Origin of the sequence: Haloarcula amylolytica JCM 13557 (genome assembly GCF_000336615.1) — an archaeon.
GTDB lineage: Archaea > Halobacteriota > Halobacteria > Halobacteriales > Haloarculaceae > Haloarcula > Haloarcula amylolytica.
The window spans coordinates 275122-296673 of the sequence record NZ_AOLW01000035.1 but is presented as its reverse complement, the minus strand read 5'-3'; the positions used below and the strand labels follow the sequence as shown (position 1 = coordinate 296673).

The following is a 21552-nucleotide window of genomic DNA, read 5'->3' as shown; positions in this document are numbered from 1 at the left end:
GGAGGTGATTGAAGTGGCAATTAAATTGAATGAGAAAATCCAGTCTGGCATACTCAGACAGGATTCGATCCTGTAGTGGTTTTGCTACGTCCCCTCCATCTTGGTTCCGTTAGCCAGATAGATCCTGATATCACCGTTGTCGTAGGATCGGTCAACTGTTCTGTCCCGATTAAAACGCTGGAAATCCTGTGACGTGTATTTCCACCGCTGCGGATAATCCGGGTACGTCTCCTGATAGAAGATTCGGCCTTTTCTGTTGATCATCACGTACTTACCGCTACCGTAGTTCTGGCCGAAGTACTGACTGGTTGTGTAATTGAAATGGGGTGGGAGAAACACCTCCCAGAATGGTAGCCCTTCGCTCACACCGTGTTCTGCGTGGTGGAACCGTCGGTACTCTATATCGAAATGATAGAGCTCTCTGTTTCCGGTCTCGTGTTCGGTGAGCCACTCGCTGCCCTCGACTTCCATCGCTGTGACCTGGTCGTTAGTCATTCCTGACAGCGGTGATGGAAACAGTGTGAGCGTGGACAGTACAATGAGTACCAATACTGTAAGAGTGATCGCTGGCTTTGTGCTGCGGGCAAGTAACGACCGGCTGGGTTGCCCGAGGCGGATCCGAATTATGTGGAACAAGGGTCCAAGCAAAAGCACCGCGCCAATTTTGGCCACCTGCCAGGGGCGCTCCTGTGTGACGATCAGGTCGAGAAGAAGGAACAAGAGTCCACTAGTGCCGAACACGCCTACAACTGCCCCCATCATAGTGGTCCGCGTGTCCAGCACGTCTCCCTTTTTAAGACCGAACAGAAGAGCGACTCCGAACAGGCCCCCGCCAAGACCAAACAGTACCATTTCGGTCCCAAATCTGAACGTAATGAACTGAACAATATCGATCAGGGATGGTGTGGCCTCCTGTGCAGTTTGGGCGTACGCCTGAACGGGTGCATCGCTGCTATCCGACCCGAAGAGGACACGATAGATAGTATCGAACCGCAGTATAACGCCAGGGAAATTCGAGTACCAACTCATGATAACCGCAAGCGAGAGCCCAAAGGCGCTCGTCGGACTCTGATATATCGTCTGTATTCTTGGAATATACTGAACAATATAGTACAGCATAAAGATTGCTGTAACGAACACAGCGGTTAGCGGGTGATAGAGGAGAGTACTCAGGAGTGTGAGTACCAGAACCGCTCTAATTGCAGGAGTAGGATGCCGCTGGCTCTTGAAAAAGAGGTACAAAACAACCGGGATCAACAGGATGCTAAAGTCGAATGGACGAAACAGCGAATGGCTGTATCCAAGTATTGGTAGCAAGACGAAGGGGAGACCCAGAAGGAAACCACTTCGCGAATCGGCTACCTGAAACAAGAGGTAAACCATTCCTCCAAAATATACCGCGGAAAAAATCACCGGCGTCAGCATCGCTAATGTCATAGCCTCCAGTCCAGTAGCGTCGGCAGTAGCGAGCACAAGCAGGTGAGCGAGAGGGTAGATGTTAGCCCCAGTAGTGCCTGTGTTGACGATGTCCTGTACGTATCCGAGGTGCGTCAGCGGGTCGGCATCTCCGTACATCACATATCCCCGTATGAGAGGCATCAGTAGCAGTAACGCGTCGGTAGCCAACATAAGTGAAGTGCCGAAGACCCACGACCGTTCGTTCGAATTCCCGATGCTTCGAAATATCAACAGTGACCCGGAAAACAGAGACCCGATGATACAACCCCAGAATGAAGTCGGATATGATTCGTAGAGCGATATCTCGTACTCGGTGGCTGGAGGGGAAATTACCGCAATAGCCGTTGATATCGAAAGTAGCAGGACACCGACAACTGCAATGGCTCCCGTAGTTCTCGAGTGAGTGAAAACGGTCTGTTCGGAGTTTTCACTCATGAATTGTTACCCACAGGTGTTGCCCAGCGAATTGATATCTGTATCGACCGGTCTAGTATTCGTCGAGAACGTATGCACCATTTGTATTGTACGCCCATAGAATGGTCAATATGATTGTTAGTGCGCTCCTAACCTGTTTTGGAGCGCCTATCCTGTACTGTAGCGTTTTATTGTTCTTCCGAGAAAAATGCAAACAGAGCCTACATCCCACACAGATTATCGCGGAGATACGAGACGAATGACAGTGTGTCCCGCTGTTAGACGCTTACCGATTTGGTTGTAGAGACAGACTTCCCGCTACTATTGACCACTGTGAGTGCGATGCTGTAGTTGCTCTCGGTGACCTGCTCGATGTTGAACATATCGATGTCTGAAGCCGTATTTCCGCTGACTTCCCACTGGACGCTCTCTACCACGGCATCTGAATCAGCGACATCGATGTCAACTGACCGGAGTTCGCTATCACTACTATGCACGTCCCACACGACAGTGATATTAGCTTTGCCGTCACCTTTTTGGGATTCAGAGACACTGAATCGTCCGATCTGCGGTTTCAAGCCGTCACCAGATGCGGACGCTGACGCGGTAGCAGACGTGCCGTTTCCATTATTGTCTGTCGCGGTCAGCACAATGGTGTACTCGTTTCCAGTTCCGTCGTCTCCACTCGCTGTGAGATCCGTTGTTCCTGTAGCTGAGCCACCCGAGACATCAACACTCTTCGTATTTTCCTGCTCGTTGTTGGTTTCATCGTACAGGCCCAGATCGACGGTTGAGAGATCTCCGTCCGAATCGCTGACCTCCCAGTCAATCGCAAAGGCCGCATCCGTAGTATCTGTCTCGACCTGTGAAACAGATAGACCGTTGACAACAGGACTGGCCCCACTATTGTCAGTGGTAACGGTAATGCTGCTCGAATCGGTGTTCCCGGCTGAGTCGGTCACCGTGGCATCAAGCGTGTGGGTTCCGTCTGATAGCCCTGAGGTGTCCCAGCTGGCCTCATAGTATCCCGTATCCGAGTTGAACGACGCAGTCGACCACGTCTCACCGTCGACGCGATATTCGACGGTGGGGGTGCCAGCAGCGTCTTCGGCATCAGTTACGCTGATTTTCAAGGTGACTGTACCGTCTACTGTTTCTTCAGAAAGGGGCTGTTGCCACGCGATTTCCGGCCTGGCGTCGTCGAGCCTGGCTGGTTCACCGCTGGTACCGACGCTGAAGAAGTCAAACATCTGAGTGTCACTCGACCAAGAGCCGATCCCAGTCCATCCCGGATTAGTGACGTCCCCGTCAGTTACGTCTATGTCCCACGAATCAGGCTCGGTTGCGCCATAGCTCCAGTTTTTGGCTTGCACAGATGAACCATTGATACGGAGCCGGAGATAGCTCCATTCATCAAGGGGGTTTGAATTGGCTACAGTTTCGCCAAGTGTGGTTTGTGACCCATTGAAGTCCTTCTCAACTCGGAGCTTGACGCTCCCATCGCTTCGAACAAACCAGGCCGAATAACCGACCATGTTTCCGCTGGCGTCGGTGCCTCCCCGGCCGATCAAACGGCCCCAGCCGTCGCCATCGCTGTCTTCCGAGCTGACACGGACCAGTCCAAGTACCTCGATATCGGTATTTTCACCGACATCGTCCCAAGACATTGCATGCGAATTAACTGAGCTGGCACTGAACTCGACATATGCGTCGCCCGTTGTTGAATCATTCGAGACGACTGACCAATCCGAAGGGTCACCGCCCCACCGGGCTGTCCAGTCTGGGAGGTCGTTCTGTGAGTCGTCTACGGTCTCAGTAGTAGTCGTTTCCTCCTCTGTACTACTCTGGCTCTTCACTCCTACCTCGTCCTCGCTTGGGACATCCACATTCAGCTGGCTCCCTCCAGAGAGGTGACTGCCTACATTGATGTCCCCCATACTTCCGACACTACCGACGTCACCCGTGGAGAGCGTGGCGATAGAGCCGTACGAGTCCTCGGTTTCAAACACCTTCGCATCGGTGTCGTGAACCGATATCTCGCCAACATCAACGTTCTTGAACGCTGCCCCCTGTCGGTCGCGGATGACCTCATCATCAGTGTACATGTTCGAACCGGCGAACGCGATCCTATCGCCGATCCATGTGATGTCAGATGGGCCGCCCACCGAATCACGGACTTGGAATGCATACGAAGTGTGGTTCTTCGTCGACACTTGTTCCATATCCAATGTGACGCTGGTGTCCCCACGATCCCCCAGGCTCTGGATGAAGTGTCGACCCAGGAATCCATCGTTCGGCTCGTCCGGGAGCAGCGATTCCAGTTCCGCTGTGTATGCTGTGTGGTTGATGCGGCGCAGTTCGACCCTCTCTCCGGCGGAGAGTTTGAGGAACTGACTACCTGTCCCAGCGGCGTACACGTTCCGGATTCGGTAGGTTCCGTCACCGTATCGAATATTTATTGCACTGCCCGGACAGTTCTTTATTTTACAGTTTTCGATGACAGTGGTGCTGCCTTTCGGCGTCTGCAGCGAGTCAAACGGATGTGTATTTGATCCGCTGTCTTTGTGATATTCGATGCCGATCCGGTCGAAGGTACAGTATTTCGCGGATGAGAGGTACTGCCTGCATCTAATACCCCGCGTATAGGTGTCCGTAATCCGAACATTGTATAGCGAGAACGATAGTGGATCACCAGCAAGCGAGAACCCATCTGCTCCGCCGCTGTGCTGGTTGAGATCGCCCAGATTGGGAGCGTTTACGTCCAGCGTAAGCCCACGAATCTCGACATCCCCATGGTCTGCGTCCCCGTCGTAGATAAACGCCGTCTGGTTCGAGATAACCGCAGGATCCATGTGTTCAGTCACTGCAAGTGTGGACTTAGCAGGCCCCTCGCCGTAAACTGAGATGCCACGTGGCTGACTTCCACCCAGATTGATGAGGGAGTAGACGTCCTCACTACCGAAGTAGTAGGCCCCTTCCGGAACAAATATCGATCCGTTCGGACCAGCAGCGTCCATAGCACTATGAAGCGCGTTTAAAACTTCTCGTGCGGCAGAGAGGTCTGGATCATTCGGGTTGTGATCGCGACCAACACCGTGATTCGTGATGTCTTCAGCACTATCGGGCACGTAGGCTGGTCTACTCATTGGAAACCTCCCGGTTAGTCTCCTCAGACTTGTCTGCCCTGTTGTCAGAACCCATCCACGCCTCGGCGGTAGTGGTTGCGATCTTTCCAAGTGAATTTCTCACGACCGGTTCTACTGTTACCGTTTTTCGCTCGGTAAATAGTTCCTTAATGGTATTTCTCGGGCTGAGACGGCCGTATCTCCCCGAATTCACTTTGCTCGTTTCACACTGATTTCCTGCCCCAGTAACGACTTCCTTCTCAAAGTAGTTCGCTCTTAACATGCTGTACCGAATTCGACCCGACTATGGTATTATAAATTGTTACTTTATATAGGTATCTGGTTATTCGATACAAAATCTTGTGAACTGCATACTTACCATTTGATAGTCCCCACTACTGACCTAACAGTCGAAAATCGCCTGAAACGAATAATTCAGCTCTTCAACAATCAGCAAGGATAGACATTATATATATCCAAGATGCTTTAGACGATCCTCGACGTCTGACTTCGATGGTTTTTCTTGTTCTGCAACGCTCGCGCACGGGTTGCTGGTTTTTTGATCTGTGGCAGATGTAATAGCCCATGGGACCTTTTTGAGATGAGGGTGTGGTATCCCCTCCGGATGTCCGTACTGTTTCATCTCTCCGAACAACTCACCGTGGTCAGCAGTGATGGCGACCCGCTCCGCATCTATGTTACCGAGAAGGCGACGGATTGAGCCAAGGACTAGTCGAAGGTTATCCAGATAATTCTCCCAAGCCTCTTGCTTGGATATCTCCCCACGTTCGATAGCTTCCCATGGATGATCCTCAGCGTCAGTGATATCCCGCTGTTCCCTGTATGCGGATGCCACATGCGGACGGTGTGGTTGATAATAGTGAAGAATCATCCGCTCGAAGTCGAGCTTTCGTCCCGCAAGAATCGCTTGGTCGGTCACGATATTCGGCGGGATCGTATCGAAGGAGTCCTCGTACCTGTGGTGGCGAGAAAGCTGTTTCAGGAGTTTGAACTGGCTTTCGTCCACTACGTTCCAATCTGCCCAAGTAACCGGCACAACGTACTTGCGCGGTGGCCGTTTCCCGTCTTTAAATGTCGGCTGAGTATGCGGATTCGTAGAGAGATATACTGTGTCGGAGATCTCGTCTGCGTGTTCCTGGGTGAAGGTTTTACACAACCACTCATGAGAAGAGCTTCCTGTGGACCACACGCTATCAACCCTGTCGATAAACTCAAATTCGGGTGCGACTTCCCGCAACGCGTCTACACGACAGGCGTCTAGTACGATCAGTAAATCCCACTTTTTTTCATAGATGTTCGTGCCGAGAGGGTACTGAGTGGTCAGTGAGAAATATAGGCCATTATAAGCTCCACCTAAAAAATATCGGAGTCCCTCCTCGCCCCCATCTACTTGGTCTCCTGTAAGGGTACGTAGCCACTCGTGTATATTAGTCTGCACAGTGCAGACTTTTTGCAGTGGATGGTATAGTTATAAATATTCTACCCACAGTATCGTGAATGGACCATCCCAAATGTAGTTACGCAGTTCAATATAGATAGTATACAAGTAAACTTATGTGGATTTTATCTGTTGTTTTCAGATTTCAACAAGGATGACACAAACAGGACAGCCAGTACCGGCTGCATACTTAATGAGACCCACTTCCAGTTAGTATTCATGTACGATGCGGTCGTAAGCGCGATGAACCATCCAGACCCCTTTAATCCCTATATGGGGCTGTTCAATTTCCGATCCATCAGGGCGCTCAGTATGACAGACACTAGTCTAGATGTCGTTACTCCTCGTCCGAGAGCGCCTCCGATAGGTCCCTACTCCGAGTTCGGCGACATACCGAGCCGACATGATTACAGTTCTCACGAGGTCCATTACCCTAGATTCCTCTACTTATTACCGCAAAAGTTATTTAAATACACGTTGTCGTCACGGTCGTTTTCCAAAATGCTCCCGGAGTATCTCTCAACGAACTTTGAGACGCCGGATATCTGCCATGCTGGCCACATCCATTACGATGGCTACGGGTTAGTGCCGTACTGTAGGAGCAACGATATCCCGCTGACAGTCATGGGGCGTGGGAAAATTTTAAACAGCTTCTATGAACTCTCACAGATCAGTCGGAGAAAAATCAGAGAGACTCTCAATTACGCGGACGGCATCTTTTGCGTGAGTGAATCACTCGCACGAATCGCCAACAGTATTACCGAAACACCGAAAGCTACTGTGCTCCCAAACGGGGCGAACCCAGCGCGGTATCCAACGGACAACGAGGCGACGATTCGGCGAGAACTGGGAATTGAGAGAGATACCACACTAATCATGTTCTGTGGCGGGTACACGGAACGGAAAGGGATTAACGAGATTTGTGAAGCCCTGGATGATATTCATAACGACGACGTAGCCTTCGTTTTCGTCGGTCATTACGGTGATCTCCGCACAAACCTCATCGCTGAACTCAAAGATAGCCACCACGAGGACTATCGGGTCCTCTGGGAAGTCCCACCGCTGGGTCTCCGGCGGTGGTTCGCTGCCGCAGATATTTTCATGCTCCCAAGCCACGCAGAAGGCCGACCGAACACGATATACGAGTCGATGGCCAGCGAAACTGCGGTTGTCGCCTCGGCCGTATCCGGTATCCCAGAACAGGTGGTAGACGGAGAGACAGGCCTCTTGATCCCAAAAAAAGACTCCGATGCGCTTGCCACCGCCCTGAACAGTCTCATCACCAATCCAAAAGAGCGAGAACGGATGGGAACAAACGGTAAGGAACGGTTGGTATCGAAGGGATGGACGTGGGAAGCACACGGTCAGCGACTTGCGAACCTCCACGAATCGATCATCGCTGATGGACAGCTCCCCATGTCTGAAGTCCTGGACTAATGCCCGCCAGATAGTGTTAGGTTGTGAAGACGTGCTCTTCGAGGAACCGCTCGTACTCGTCAAACACAGGTCGCGGCGAGAAGTCGTCGGCGCGGGACCGCAACCGGTCAGGATCGGGAGGATCAGCAAGCGTGTCACGGACTGCGTTAGCCAATCCATCCACATCATCCATGGGGACAAGTGTCCCATACTCTCCATCGGAGAGAATTTCTCTTGGGCCGCTCGGACAGTCCGTTGAAACGATCGGACATCCAACCGCCAAACACTCGATCAGGACCGTCGGTAGCCCTTCATACCGGGATGAGAGGAGAAAAGCGTCTGACCTTGCCATATATCGATACGGGTTATCGACGAATCCAGGAAGCGACACCACGTCTGACAGGCCCAGTCGTTCGACCGTCGCCTGAACTTTCGCTCGGCACGGTCCTTTTCCTGCTATGATTGCACGTGCATTCGAGTTCCTACTGACTACCTTCTCGAACGCACGGACCCATCCATCCAAGTTCTTTTGACGTGCGTGCCGCCCAACAAATAGGACGACATCCCGATCATCGTTCTCTACCCAGTCGTGATCGACTGTTTGGCTGGCCCGCCCACGAATCTGTTCGACATCTACTGGGTTGTAAAGTACTGAGATGTCCGAGCGTTCGACTGGAGTACTGTCAGTGAGGCTGTCTGCGACCCCCTCAGAAACACTGATGATTTGATCCGAGGCGGGGTAAAGCCGAGGGACGATTCGTCTGACAATCTGATCCTTTGGTGTCGCCTCAACTTCGTGTCCGAACGCAGAGTGCTGCGTCGGAATCACGGTAGTCTCGATGTCAAGGAATTTATTGAGAGCGAGCGAGACAATGCTTGGGTGTTCAAGATGTGGAAACAACGCTGCCGGCTTGTGTTTATTTAAATATGTAGCTAGGAAGGGCAGATGTGCGGCCACCCCAACCACTGGCGTCGTCGATGGTGGAAGCTCGACGATAGAGACCTGCTCAGACAACTCTGACCGGAGTTCACCGCTCGCCCGTGACAGGAGAAGGTCAATGTCGTACCCCCGGGTGGCCAGCCCGTTCGCGATTGTGATCGCGACCTGCTCTGCACCACCGACAGAGAGATCCGGAATAAAGAAGGCCAGCAGTGGTCGGTCGCCGTCCGTCGCAGCTGAGATATTCTGTTCGGCTACTGTCGAGACAGCAGAACCAGCACCGTCTGAAGGCGTCGGCTCGTCCATTATCGTGTTGGACCCGTCAGATAGACTTTGTTAGTCACTGGATTCGTTCGGTACCAGACTTAACATCGCCGATGGCATCGAAGTAGCACAGACTGTGTATTAGAAATTGGTATCAGGCGGAAGCTATCCGTTCAAGTTAATCGGTACCGTATTCTAGTCGGTGTTACCTACCAGTTTGTCGATGTAGCGTATTCATACGGATATCTGTAATCATTTCAAGGGGATAGGCTTTGTTTGAGCGGACAGAAATGTTGTCAACTGAGAACCGGTACGAGTGGGGTTCCAAAGCCCAATACCACAGAACGTCCTCATCTTGCAGGTATTGTCTCTGTCAGTTTCCGACGCAAGGACGCAACACCCTCGTAGGTCCACTCTCCTCCCAAGGAGGGTAGCAGATGGGGGTGGACAGGACGGTAGAGTGGGTTGGCAAAAAATGCCAGTAAGAAGTATTTACGGGCCTCGTCGTACCGTCCAGCATGGATTGCTGACCGTGCAAGCGAGCGTCGCATGGACGCGAGAAAGGTCTGCTTGTAGTATTTCCCGTACTCCGCTGCGAGGCTGGCGTGCTTCTCGACAAACAGAGGATAGGCGACGTCGCGCTTCTGTTCGAACTTTGCTGTGATGCTATCCTCTCGGCCAGTTTGGCGATACGTAAGTGTCTCCGTGACCGGTTGGAACTCGCAAGCCTGTGCGAGCCGGAAGAACCACTCACGGTCCTGCCACGCGGGAAATCTCTCGTCGGGCATCCCGGCATCGGAGATCACATCAGTGTCGACTAGAACCGAAGAGAACTGTCCGAAGTTTGCGCCGGTCAGCAGATCTGTGACCACCTCGCCCGCCGCAGACGGGGTTGAAACCGTTGTTCCAGTCGGGCTCTCTCGTTTGACCCATGTGTAAACGACTCCTGTTTCGGATGATGATTCAATGAACGTATCGACCTGTTTCCCGATCTTCGTCTCGTCCCACCGGTCATCATCGTCAAGGAACGCGACATAATCACCATTTGAAGTCTGAATACCCGTATTTCGGGCGACGTTTGCACCCCTGTTTTCTTTATGCCGGATAGTTTTCACACGCCCGTCACTCAAAATATCCTCGGGTAATGTCGTCGCTACAGGTGTCGGTGACCCGTCATCAACGACCAGAAGTTCGATCCGGTCGTACTGTTGGTTAAGTACACTTTTAATCGCGGCTGGCAGGTGTTCGTCTCTCCCATACGTAGGTATTACTACACTCACAAGCGGATTCTCACCGTTCGTGTCGCTTTCTCCCGACATGTCAATTTTGAATTGTAATTTGTATGCCGGCATAGTTAAGTACAACATTGCTACCGACAGACAAGAGTGCTTTCTGGACGAGGTGATACCCCCCAAGGTGGCAGATCTGAATTGGTATTATACAGACAAGATCGTCTTTTGATTGCGGAGGGGCTACCGTGTAATAATAAAGACAGCGTATCGTTAGCCGGTGTCTTATCGACCACAACCATAGCTTTTCAGGGGAATTACTATTTGTCAGGTCTCACTATGCTTTAGTACGTAATCCATATGCCGGGGGCCAAGTGGGTTTCATCCATGTCGATGTCAGCGCCTAGCCAGAGTCGGTTCCAGTGGTTTCTCGTATCGTTTGTGACTCTAGGAACGCTCTCACTAGTCACCATCTGGGTCGTTGGCATCACTGGTCTTCGAGTTTACCTTGTCGGACTGTTTCTGATCCTACTCGTAACTAGTGAGGTGTTCCCTCCGCTGGCAGACGGGCAGTGGTGGCGTCGGCTACAGGTCGTCAAGCTTGTCGGTTGGCTTATTACTTTCTCCCTCCTGTTTGAGCGGGTCATTGAAGTAGTCTGATCCTTTTCGGTGTTTTTGAAGGCACGACGTGATAGAGGTGCGAACGGTCTTCGCAATTCATTTTCTCCTTCAGAAATCATGGCGGCGGAACTGTATTAAGTTTAAAGGAGAAGGCATCTGGCTTCAATGCCTGTGGTATCCCGTCTAAAATAGTCGAGATTCCTCCTGACTTGGGAGACCAACGTTTTGACACTATCCTGTATTAGAAAACAATAAGCGCTTGTCACAGGTGTACTGTGCCAAGCATAGGTATCACACATAGCAGAAAATACACCTCTCGAATTGTCGTTACGAGGCTATAGTAGCCATTGAAAATCAATGCACACCTGATCGCACGACGGCAGTACGATCAGTGTGTACATCGTTTCAATTGTTACTATAGCTTGGTCTTGCGGAGCTCGAGCCTATGCTATCAGCCACTGGTGACGTTAACCCAGATGTGTGTGCGGCGGTACGCGTTCTCGGGACGAGGATTCGCCCCAACTGGTGCTTCATTGCGGTAGAGGAGGTATGAAACTCGAATGTGATCACCGACCAGCGTGGGGGACAGTTCGTGTGGCCGCTTGAGAGTGTCACCCGCCCCGACACGGTTTCTGAATCGGTCAATCCGTGCAGTGGCCAGGACACTGCCGTCCTCGATTTTCTGCGCAATGACAACAACAGTATAGTTTAGTTCTTGGCCTTCATGGTTGCCGATGGAGACCTGAACAGTCCGAGAACTGCCGAGCGGGATCTGTGACGGATACTCAGACGCTATGGGTTCTCCGTCGGCGGATTCAGTTACCAGCGCAAACTCGGTAAACTGTTCACCCCGTTCAGTCGATATGGCCGCGTACCCAATACCGGTACCGGAGAGAAGAAGCCCAAATACAAGCAAAATGCGTATCGTCGGAACACCCCCAGACGGTGTTGAAAACGCTCGGCTCCGTACAGTTGTCATCCACCGCAGGGGACTGAAACGCACATCTGATGGCATTCGCGCCCGTCGGATCGTTGCAGCAAACGTGAGGAGTACCGTCGTGACTCCGATAGAGAGTTGATACGATCCGGTAGTCGCACCAAGCGAGCCCAAGACTAACCCGAGCCCCAATAGTGGAACTATACAGACACTGCTCCCGACTGCAAGGAGAAGTCGTTCACCGGCAGATATTCGTCCTTCCCGGTTGTCAAACAGTCCACCAGACTCGGAAGATCCTCGTGGGAATAGAAGCGCAACTAGAGCGTATCCCGGTGCAACAAGTACCGCCCCCAACCCCAAAAAAACCCCTGCGGGAGACTGTTCGAAATATCCCTGGGCAACGCCGAGGTGCCAGAATCCGAGGAGTCCGACCAACAGAAGATCGATCGGGAGCGTCTCCGTCTCCATGTTCGCATCAGCATCAGTAGTCATTATCGCTTGGTGCGGTCGTAGTAATAAAATTAGACAGTTACTACCAGTGCATGTAACCGATTAGTGCCAAGAGTTCCCGTCCGGAATCTGGCCAAAATAAGCTCATTGGATGGGGAGTAACCTGTTGTCAATTGGTGAATTACCACCGGGAAAGCAACCAGACAGAACACGCTCTTCCAGTTGTACAGATTTGGTCGTTCTTCCCTATCCTTGGTCAAACAAGTCGTTGAAGAGCGGTCAATTCGTACTCGAGAAACTACCCGAATCAGAACCGGACGTACAGTGCTTGCCGGCCGGTCACTCGGGCGCTGTGACTGCTTCCCTGACGGGGAGTTCCGAAACTGAATCGAGTATCTGAATGGCGGCTGTCCCATCTCCGAAAGGCGTCGTCCAATCCTCAGCCTTTCCGCGCATCTGTGTCGCCGCTGCAGTGATACTACTCGGCTCCCGGCCGGCAACGCAGTTCGCACCGACAAACGCCGTCTCAGGGCGTTCAGTTCCATACCTGAGCGTCACACACGGTGTCCCGAGGATGCTCGTCTCCTCTTGGACACCACCTGAATCGGTGAACACCAAGTCTGCTGTACTCTCTAATCTGAGGAAATCGAAGAACCCCAGTGGTTCGATAAGACGAACTTGATCGGGGACTGCGATACCGAACTCTTCGAGGCGATCCTCCGCTCGGGGATGGATTGGGTAGATGACCTCCCGGTCCGCTTGAGCGCTTGCCCGTGCAACGCCGCTGAGAATCCGCTCGAAGGCTTCCCGGTCGTCAACTGTTTCCGCCCGGTGAGCAGTCAATAGGTCGAACTGCCCTTCGGAAAGGCCGAGTTCACTCAGAATCTGACTTTTGTCTGCGGCTTCATCATCAAAGGTTTCGACTGCGTCGACGATCGTATTTCCGGTGACTGTGATGCGGTCCTCGGGGACCCCTTCGTCTCGGAGCAACACCGCTGTCTCGGCGGTCGGGGGAAAGAGGTAATCGGAGATGTGATCGATGATGACGCGGTTCGTCTCTTCGGGCATGTCGTCATCGAAACTCCGAAGCCCAGCTTCGACGTGGGCTACGTCGACATCTATCTTGCTCCCCGCTAATGCACCTGCGAGAGTCGAGTTCGTGTCCCCTTGGACAAACACCACCGTTGGCTCGGCATCTTGAAGTTCTTTCTCAATACCAGCGAGCATCGCACCAGTCTGAGCCCCGTGATCGTCAGATCCGATTTCGAGGTTCGTATCTGGCGGTGATAATCCGAGTTGTCGGAAAAAGACGGTATCCAGCGAATCTGAGTAATGCTGCCCAGTGTGGATGATATGTGTGTCGACGCCACGTCGGTGACACTCCTGAATTACCGGGGCTAACTTGATAATCTCGGGACGCGTTCCAAGGACGAAACCCACAGTGCTGTCAGTCATTGTTGTCCTCGTCTCGTAGGGCGAAATTCTGACAATAGTGCCACCCGATCAGGTTTCATAGCGGTTCCGTGAGTCGTCAACAGGATTGTTATGGGCCTCCTACGCCGTTGATGATGGCCAGCCGACCGCGAGGGAGTTGTTACTAACAGAATGGTATTCGTAGAAGGACTCAGATTGTCCGGACATCGAACCCGTGCTCAGTCCAGTGATCCACGTCGATTACATCGACCGGGTCAATCACGGTTCGGCCCGTCATCTTCGACCGAATGTCTGCCGGGTTAAGTTCTGCAAACTCATCGTGTGCTGCCCCGAATATCACTGCATCAGCGCCATTTACTGCTGTATCGAGCGTAACGAGCTGTAGTCTGGAGTCCGTCGCCCGTGGGTCGTGAATAGTGACTGATCCCTCGTTCCAACCCCCATCCATGGCCCGGCGTGTATCCACCGTGACATTACCGAGCAACTGGGCTATTTCCAAGCCTGGACTATTTCGAGTGTCGCTGACGTTACCCTTGTATGTTATTCCAAGGACAGCTACAGTCTTATTTTCGAGCGAGTCGATAGCGTCCTCGAGTAATCTGATAACGTGTTCAGGCATCCTGCCGTTGACTCGGTTCGCTATATCGATCAGCTCCGTTGCACCAGAGCCATCGCTCAGGAACCGTGGGTCGACAGGAAGGCAGTGTCCACCTACCCCTGGACCTGGACTCAGAATATCAACCCGCGGATGGTTGTTTGCGAGGTTGATCGCAGACCGCACATCGATGCCGTAGTTCTCTGCAAGGAGAGCGAGCGTGTTAGCATACGCGATACTAACGTTTCGCTCAGCGTTCTGTGCGAGTTTCACGAACTCGGCGGTTGTTGGGTCAGCGGCGACATGTATCTCTCCGGTGGTAAGCGGTTCGTAGAGGGACTTGATAGCGCTAACCGAGGCCTCATCAACACCTCCAACGATTCGATCGTTGGTTCGGAGTTCTGTGAGCGTATTCCCCGGCATCACCGTCTCCGGCGTGTACCCCAAGTGGACATGTTCACCGATATTGAGATCGCTTCGTGATATGATCGGCGCCAGGATTCCGGTAGTTGTTCCCGGCGGCACTGTTGATTCCAGAATGACGGTGTCGCCAGGCCTGAGAACGTTGGCCACGTTTCGCCCAGCGTCCTTCACGTAGGTCAGATCCGCCTCATCGTTCAGTTCGTCGTACGGTGTTGGAACGCAGATGATATGCACATCAGCGGGTTGGGGGCGACGGCTCGGCGTTAGATTACACTCTAACGCATCCTGAATGTACGACTCAAGCTCCGACTCGCTGACTTTGGGCTCACCCTCGTGGAGGCGATCTATTACATCTTCGTTGACATCGAAACCAATGACATCGGTGCCTTCGTTGGCGAACAGCGATGCGGTTGCAAGCCCGATATAGCCGAGCCCATGGACGCAGATAGTCATATTTCCAGTGCCTCCCGTAGTTTGATCATTGACTCGTAGCGCTGTCCCCGTTCCAGATAGTCTGATATGGGTTCGTGCTCCATTGACGTACGAATCATATAGGTTACCCTTTGTTATGCAGAAGTTGTTCCCAATCAAAAATCAAATACTCTGGTAAACCAACACCTGAGAAAGAAAGATACGAACCCTAATTTGTCCGTTGAATACTTGAACTGCCAGCTATTGTCGGTATAATTCTAAGGAGTGGAGAATGATTCCAGTGAAGGCTGCGAGGATGCCAATAATTGTGAAGGTAGTGCTAGCCAGAGCATGTCCAAGTGGAAAAGTTCCGGACTGAAGATAGTTGAACATCGTAAGGTAAGTAAACACAAATCCGATCAGAACGCAGGAGACACCAGGCACGCCGAGCAACATAATCGGATGTTCTCGCTCAACCGTCCGAATAATGTTTCCAACGAGCGTGAGGCCATGCTCAACTGGGCCAAGGTTGTTAGAAGTCTCCACGTCGTAATCTATCGTCGTCGGAACCTCTGTGATCTGGTAGCCATTTGAGTGAGCATGGTACAGAATATTGGTACTCGCATCCATCTGGTCTCCGATTGAGTTGTCCTCAGCGAGCGAGGTTATAGCCTCTGTACTATACGCACGGAATCCGCTCTGTGTATCGCTGATCTGATTTGCCGGCTTGAGGATTCCGAGGCTGAGGTTTGTCATGAGGTTAACCGCAAATAGGCCAAACCGCCTGTACAACGGTATCTCGGTGTCTGCATCCTCATCAAACCGGTTGCCGATGACAACTTCCGCCCCGGATTTCCGCTGTTGTTCGATTAATTCCGGGATGTCACTGGGGTCGTGCTGCCCGTCTGCGTCGAGTATGACCAAGTAGTCGGCGTCACCACGGCTAGCTTGGTCAAAAATACTGTTGAGGGCACCGCCATACCCGATGTTACGGTCGTGCTCATACACTGTCGCACCGGCCGCCGCTGCGACTTCGACGGTGTCGTCAGTACTCCCATCGTCGACCACCAGAACGGTGTCGACATAGTTCTTAGCTGACTCCACTACTGCCCCAATCGTCGCCGCCTCGTTGTACGCGGGAATTCCGACCATGACAGTCGGGTCCGGGTCCGTGACGGGCTCAAGACGGGCTTCGACTGTGAATTTCTCGGTATTCTCCAGGGCTTCGCGGCTTGCCGAGAGATTAACTGACCCCTTCTCTTCACCATGGTACAGGAGTCCCGGATACCCAGCTTGCTTAGCGAACAGACGCAACCGCTCGCGAGGGGTATCGGTCTCAGCCCAGTTTCCAGAAGGGAGAACCACCTCTGCATCAAGCCACCGGGCAAAAGTGAGTGCCTGAAGGTCAGCATCAACAGCAGCTGTAACGATTGCTTGGTGTGCCCGTGAGTGTATGCGAAGGATTTCAGCCGCGATCCACTCAGCGTTCGACTCGGTCGCGACTAGTCCCACCGCGGGCAAGTTCTTGGAAACCTCGCGGATACCGTCATTAGCGGGTGATTGTTGGATTCTATCCGACATCTCAGTCCCACTCCGGAACCGCTCTCGATGGCGGTCGTTCGGTGTGGTTGCCCACACGCTCCAGTACGTATAGTGGTATCATTGTGGCGAGTAGTGGACTCCGTTGTGCTCTGCTGTGAACGAGTTATCACATTGTTATTCCCAGCTTTCCGAGATTGCCCCAATCCTGTATTATCCGCAAAAAGCAGGTAACAAAGTATAGTCTGAGGTGGGGATACAACGCATGGCCGCTACGGTATCAGACGGGTTTAGTTCGGTACAGCCTCTATGAGATCGAGATGACTCGCTCGGGAAAGGAGACGTATGTCTACGAATAACTTAAAACATGAAAACCGCGTCTTCGAATGACATGTCGATGAATGATGTCAGCAATTGTCGGGTGCTAGTTACCGGGGGTGGTGGGTTCGTTGGAAGCCATCTAACATCAGCGTTAGCGGTGGAGAACCATGTTCGAGTCCTTGATAACTTCTCGACGGGACGGCGAGCAAACCTCCCGGAGGATGTGACTGTAATTGAGGGTGACATACGAGATACGGAAACAGTCAGCGAAGCGATGGACGACGTCGACATAGTTTTTCATGAGGCCGCGATGGTTAGTGTCCCCGAGTCAATCGAGCAGCCGGTCGACTGTCACGAGCTCAACGGGTCGGCAACCGTCACCGTTCTCGATTGCGCTCGACGGCAGGATGCACGGGTCGTACTCGCCTCAAGTGCCGCCGTATACGGCAATCCCGATACAGTCCCGATTAGAGAAGCGGAGCCGGCCGACCCACGCACTCCATATGGAATCGAGAAGCATCTCGGTGAACAGTATGCGCAGTTTTACACAGAACGGTACGGCCTGCCGACAGTTCCGTTACGATACTTCAACGTCTACGGGCCGCGTGGGCTTGACGGGGAGTACGCCGGTGTCATCGGCACCTTCATCCGGCAGGCGCAGGCGGGCAACCCGCTCACAATCGAGGGTGACGGGGAACAGACGCGAGATTTCGTCCACGTCGATGATGTCGTACGTGCAAACCTGCTTGCAGCTACAACGGATGCTATCGGCAGGCCGTTCAACGTCGGAACTGGACGAAGTATCTCTATCAACGAACTCGCCGAAACCGTCCGAGATGTCGTTGGAACGGATGTGGGGATAAAACACGTCCCTGAACGCACAGATGACATCAAGGAGAGCGAAGCAGATCTCAGTGACGCACGCACACTGCTGGGATATGAACCAACAGTGTCGCTCGAAAAAGGGCTTGAATCGACGCTCAGTGCTGAAGGGGAATAAACGCCGCCGGTTGCTGATCGAGTTATATGTACAAATATATGTACAAGTATAGTAAGATATCCACATTCAGGCCAGTTATTTGATCTCGATATCAAAGATGTAGATACTTGCTTGCTTCATCGATTCAGTGATGTCCGTATGAAGGATACAGATAATCCATACGTAATGATATAAAACAACGTCTACCACTGGTCCTGATCCAAAACATTTGGCTTGCTCAACCAGCCCAATATAATACACCGAGAACTGGCGACTGGAGTAGCCCGGAGAGTTGAGAGGTGGATACCGGTACGATGAGGACGGAGGTGCATCGGACGCTGACTGTAACAGGAAATGTCACAATGCTCTATTTCTTGGCCTCTACCCAGTTCTAACTGGGCAATCCACTCGGTTACAAGTACCCTTACTCGGGAATATCTTCGGACGGAGCTTCCAGCAGGGCTGGGGTATATTGGGACGGTTTTAAACAGTAGCTATATAATGATCACATTATCGGTAGGGATGGTATCTCATCGCGGCAGACAACGCTCGCTGACCCCTGCTACCGAGGGGACTTTTACCGATTCGGATGGAAACAGTTGTATGATTCAGAACCGGGCCGCACTGGCTGCCAACGCTGCACGCGAGGTGGCACTCGATTGTATCGAGGCCGCCGTGGCCGCGGCTGCGCCAGAAGTGGCCACTAGGTCGGTCGTCAGCCGCGTCGGTGAGACGCTGACAGTCGGTGAGACAACGTACGACCTCGGCAACTACACCGATGTCGTTGTTGTCGGCGGCGGGAAAGCCACGAGTGGCGTGACCCGCGCGCTCGAATCCATTCTCGGCGACTCCCTCAGCGGCGGCCACGTCGTCGTCGAGCAGGCTATCGACACCGAAACCGTCCGGAGTTCCGTCGGAGACCACCCGTTACCGTCGGACCGGAACGTTGAGGCGACCATCGATATTCTCGAAATCGTCGACGACGCCGACGAAGACACGCTCGTGCTGTTTGTCCTGACCGGCGGAGCCAGCGCGCTTCTGTCGGCTCCGGCCGGGGACCTGACGCTGGACGATCTCCAGACGACGACCGACAGACTCCTGAGTGGTGGCGTCCCGATTGAAGAGATCAACGCGGTCCGGAAGCACCTCTCGGACCTGAAAGGCGGGCAGATAGCACGGCGCGCGGCTCCCGCCACTGTCGCCGGGGTACTGATCAGCGACGTTGTCGGGAACGACCTCTCGACCATCGGTAGCGGGCCCTCAGTTCCGGACGAAGCCACCTACGAGGACGCCCTTGACGTGTTTGCTCAGTACGATCTCACTCCACCGCCGGCCGTTCGAGACCACCTCGAAGCCGGACGAGACGGCCGAATATCGGAGACACCGTTTCCCGGCGATTCGGTCTTTGACCGGGTCACGAACCATCTCATCGGGGACAACGCAACCGCACTTGACGCCGCCGCTGCTGTCGCACGGGAAGCCGGGTACGAACCGCTCGTGCTCACGTCTCGCCTGCGCGGCGAAGCCCGCGAGGTGGCGAAACCGCTCGTCGCTATCGCCGAAGAAGCTACGGCGACGGGAACACCCGTCGAGCCGCCGGCCGTCCTCCTCGCCGGCGGCGAAACGACTGTGACCGTGACCGGGGACGGTGGACAAGGCGGCCCCAATCAGGAGTTCGTCCTCTCCGGCGCACTGGTCCACGACGGCGACGCGGTCATCGCCGCCGTCGACACTGACGGCGAAGACGGGAGCTCCGACGTGGCCGGGGCTATCGCTGACGCGACCGTCGTCGACGACCGCGAACGGGCCCGCGACGCGCTTCTCGCAAACGACGCCGGCTCGTACCTCTCTCAAATCGAGGCGACAGTCGAGACCGGGCCGACCGGGACGAACGTCAACGACGTGGCCGTGCTCGTTATCCCAGACCCGAGCGAGTAATGCCGGCCCCCGAGACACGGTGGCTATTTTCGAGTGGTACTACCGGACTGCCGCATCACGATGGAAGGGCAGTACCGTTCGATCCGTGGCTCACGTTTATCAACAGACAGTCTGATATGCTGCGTATGAACGCATCCGATCAACAGATCGCGGCGGACGCCCTCTCCGTTCCGGAAGAAACAATCGTCGATGCCTGTGGCGACCCGCCGCTCCCCGAACTCGGCATCATCGAACAGAACTGGGAGACGGACCCGATAGCGCCGGACGACGTCGCAACACACGCGGCCCGGGCGGTCGAATCCCTGTCCTTTGCCGACGTGCCAGAAGGCGGCGAAGTCGCGCTGGGCGTCGGCAGCCGTGGTATCGCGAACCTGCCCACGATTGTCGCCGGTGTCGTCGACGCAGTTTCCGACGCCGGCTACGAGCCGTTCGTCTTCCCGGCCATGGGGAGCCACGGTGGGGCTACCGGCGAGGGCCAGCGAACGATGCTGAACGAACTCGGCGTGACCGAGTCGGCTATCGGCTGTGAAATCCGGTCGACCATGGACGTGGTCGAGGTCGGGCGAACGCCGGACCGGGACGTACCTGTCGTCGCCGACGACAACGCCGTGGCGGCTGATGCAATCATTCCCATCAACCGCGTCAAACCGCATACGGACTTCGACGGGCCAGTCGAGAGCGGGCTCTCGAAGATGCTCGTCATCGGCATGGGCAAGCAACGCGGCGCACAGATCGCGCACAAGTGGGCCGTCGACTGGTCGTTCCGGCGGATGATTCCAGAGATCACCGGGCAGTTGCTCGACGAGTTGCCGATTGTCGGCGGCGTCGCAATCGTCGAGGACCAGCACGACGAGACGACGCTGATAGAGGGCGTGCCGCCGAGTGGCTTCCTCGACCGCGAGGCGGAACTGTTAGAGACTGCCTACGAACTGATGCCCAAGCTCCCGTTCGAAGATCTCGATCTCGTGATGTTCGACCGCCAGGGGAAGGAGATCAGCGGCCAGGGGCTCGATACCAACGTCATCGGCCGCCGGCCGTTCTCGATAAACGAGCCGGCTCCCGAGACGCCGGAGGTCAAGCGCATCTTCACCCGCGGGCTGACAGAGAAGACACACGGAAACGCGATGGGCGTCGGTTCTGCGGATGTCGTCCACGAAGACGTCGTCGCGGAACTCGACGCGCAGACGTCGCTCATCAACGCGCTCACCGCGAGCACGATTCGCGGGGTGAAAGTACCGCCGGTGGTCGAAACCGACCGCGCCGGCATCGTCGCCGCGTTGTCGACGATTGGAGTCGTGGACACCGACACAGTTCGTGTGCTCCGTGCGGCCGACACGATGCATCTCCATCAGCTCTACGCGTCACCCGCGCTGATCGAGGCCGCACGCGACCGTGACGACCTCCGAGTCGTCGAAGCGCCGTCGCCGATCGAGTTCGACAACGGACAGCTCGCCGCGCCGTCGCTCCGCGAGTAGCTGTCGTTGCGGACCTGTATACGTGCACTGCAGACCGTGGACAGGACAAGTCACGAGACGCACGCGTCCCAGCGGAACACACGACATCTCGGGTCGTGGTGTCCATTCCAATACGTAGCCCAAC

Annotated in this window: 13 protein-coding genes; 4 read left to right on the top strand and 9 right to left on the bottom strand. The window is 54.1% G+C overall.

What is annotated here, in order from left to right:
* Positions 1–84 precede the first annotated feature (84 nt).
* The 3 genes from C442_RS15275 to C442_RS15265 all read right to left on the bottom strand — a co-directional run bounded on the left by C442_RS15275 (position 85) and on the right by C442_RS15265 (position 6456).
* The gene (locus C442_RS15275; protein WP_049943029.1) at positions 85–1893 is read right to left on the bottom strand and encodes a hypothetical protein; all 1809 of its coding nucleotides are present in this window, start codon (positions 1891–1893) and stop codon (positions 85–87) included.
* Positions 1894–2150: 257 nt separating this feature from the next.
* Positions 2151–5018: an Ig-like domain-containing protein gene (locus C442_RS15270; protein ID WP_049943028.1), complete on the bottom strand. Its 2868-nt coding sequence runs from the start codon at positions 5016–5018 to the stop codon at positions 2151–2153.
* A gap of 445 nt (positions 5019–5463) precedes the next feature.
* Positions 5464–6456, bottom strand: coding sequence for an alkaline phosphatase family protein (locus tag C442_RS15265; protein ID WP_008311966.1), 993 nt, complete (start codon positions 6454–6456; stop codon positions 5464–5466).
* Positions 6457–6675: 219 nt separating this feature from the next.
* Between C442_RS15265 and C442_RS15260 the strand changes: the two genes are divergently transcribed.
* Positions 6676–7893: a glycosyltransferase family 4 protein gene (locus C442_RS15260; protein WP_049943027.1), complete on the top strand. Its 1218-nt coding sequence runs from the start codon at positions 6676–6678 to the stop codon at positions 7891–7893.
* 16 nt (positions 7894–7909) lie between these two features.
* Here the strand turns inward: C442_RS15260 and C442_RS15255 are convergent, their stop codons facing one another.
* The 6 genes from C442_RS15255 to C442_RS15230 all read right to left on the bottom strand — a co-directional run bounded on the left by C442_RS15255 (position 7910) and on the right by C442_RS15230 (position 16757).
* Positions 7910–9118 (bottom strand): glycosyltransferase, encoded by a 1209-nt coding sequence (locus C442_RS15255; RefSeq protein ID WP_008311962.1) that lies wholly within the window; start codon positions 9116–9118, stop codon positions 7910–7912.
* A 308-nt stretch (positions 9119–9426) separates the two neighbouring features.
* Positions 9427–10428 carry a glycosyltransferase family 2 protein gene (locus tag C442_RS15250; protein WP_239642312.1) on the bottom strand — a complete coding sequence of 334 codons (1002 nt, stop codon included), beginning with the start codon at positions 10426–10428 and terminating at the stop codon, positions 9427–9429.
* A 949-nt stretch (positions 10429–11377) separates the two neighbouring features.
* Positions 11378–12355, bottom strand: a complete 978-nt coding sequence (locus C442_RS21055) for a DUF1616 domain-containing protein (protein WP_080504321.1) — start codon at positions 12353–12355, stop codon at positions 11378–11380.
* A 297-nt stretch (positions 12356–12652) separates the two neighbouring features.
* Entirely contained in the window at positions 12653–13768 is a 1116-nt protein-coding gene (wecB, locus tag C442_RS15240) for a non-hydrolyzing UDP-N-acetylglucosamine 2-epimerase (RefSeq protein ID WP_049943026.1), read from the bottom strand.
* Between the two features lie 169 nt (positions 13769–13937).
* Positions 13938–15218, bottom strand: coding sequence for a nucleotide sugar dehydrogenase (locus C442_RS15235; RefSeq protein WP_008311952.1), 1281 nt, complete (start codon positions 15216–15218; stop codon positions 13938–13940).
* Positions 15219–15437: 219 nt separating this feature from the next.
* The gene (locus C442_RS15230) at positions 15438–16757 is read right to left on the bottom strand and encodes a glycosyltransferase family 2 protein (protein WP_008311950.1); all 1320 of its coding nucleotides are present in this window, start codon (positions 16755–16757) and stop codon (positions 15438–15440) included.
* A 355-nt stretch (positions 16758–17112) separates the two neighbouring features.
* Between C442_RS15230 and C442_RS15225 the strand changes: the two genes are divergently transcribed.
* The 3 genes from C442_RS15225 (at position 17113) to C442_RS15215 (ending at position 21428) form a co-directional block, all read left to right on the top strand.
* Positions 17113–18036 (top strand): NAD-dependent epimerase/dehydratase family protein, encoded by a 924-nt coding sequence (locus C442_RS15225; RefSeq protein WP_394324896.1) that lies wholly within the window; start codon positions 17113–17115, stop codon positions 18034–18036.
* Positions 18037–18618: 582 nt separating this feature from the next.
* Positions 18619–19953: a glycerate kinase type-2 family protein gene (locus C442_RS15220; RefSeq protein WP_008311946.1), complete on the top strand. Its 1335-nt coding sequence runs from the start codon at positions 18619–18621 to the stop codon at positions 19951–19953.
* Between the two features lie 125 nt (positions 19954–20078).
* Positions 20079–21428, top strand: a complete 1350-nt coding sequence (locus C442_RS15215; RefSeq protein WP_049943024.1) for a DUF362 domain-containing protein — start codon at positions 20079–20081, stop codon at positions 21426–21428.
* The last annotated feature ends 124 nt before the right edge of the window (positions 21429–21552 follow it).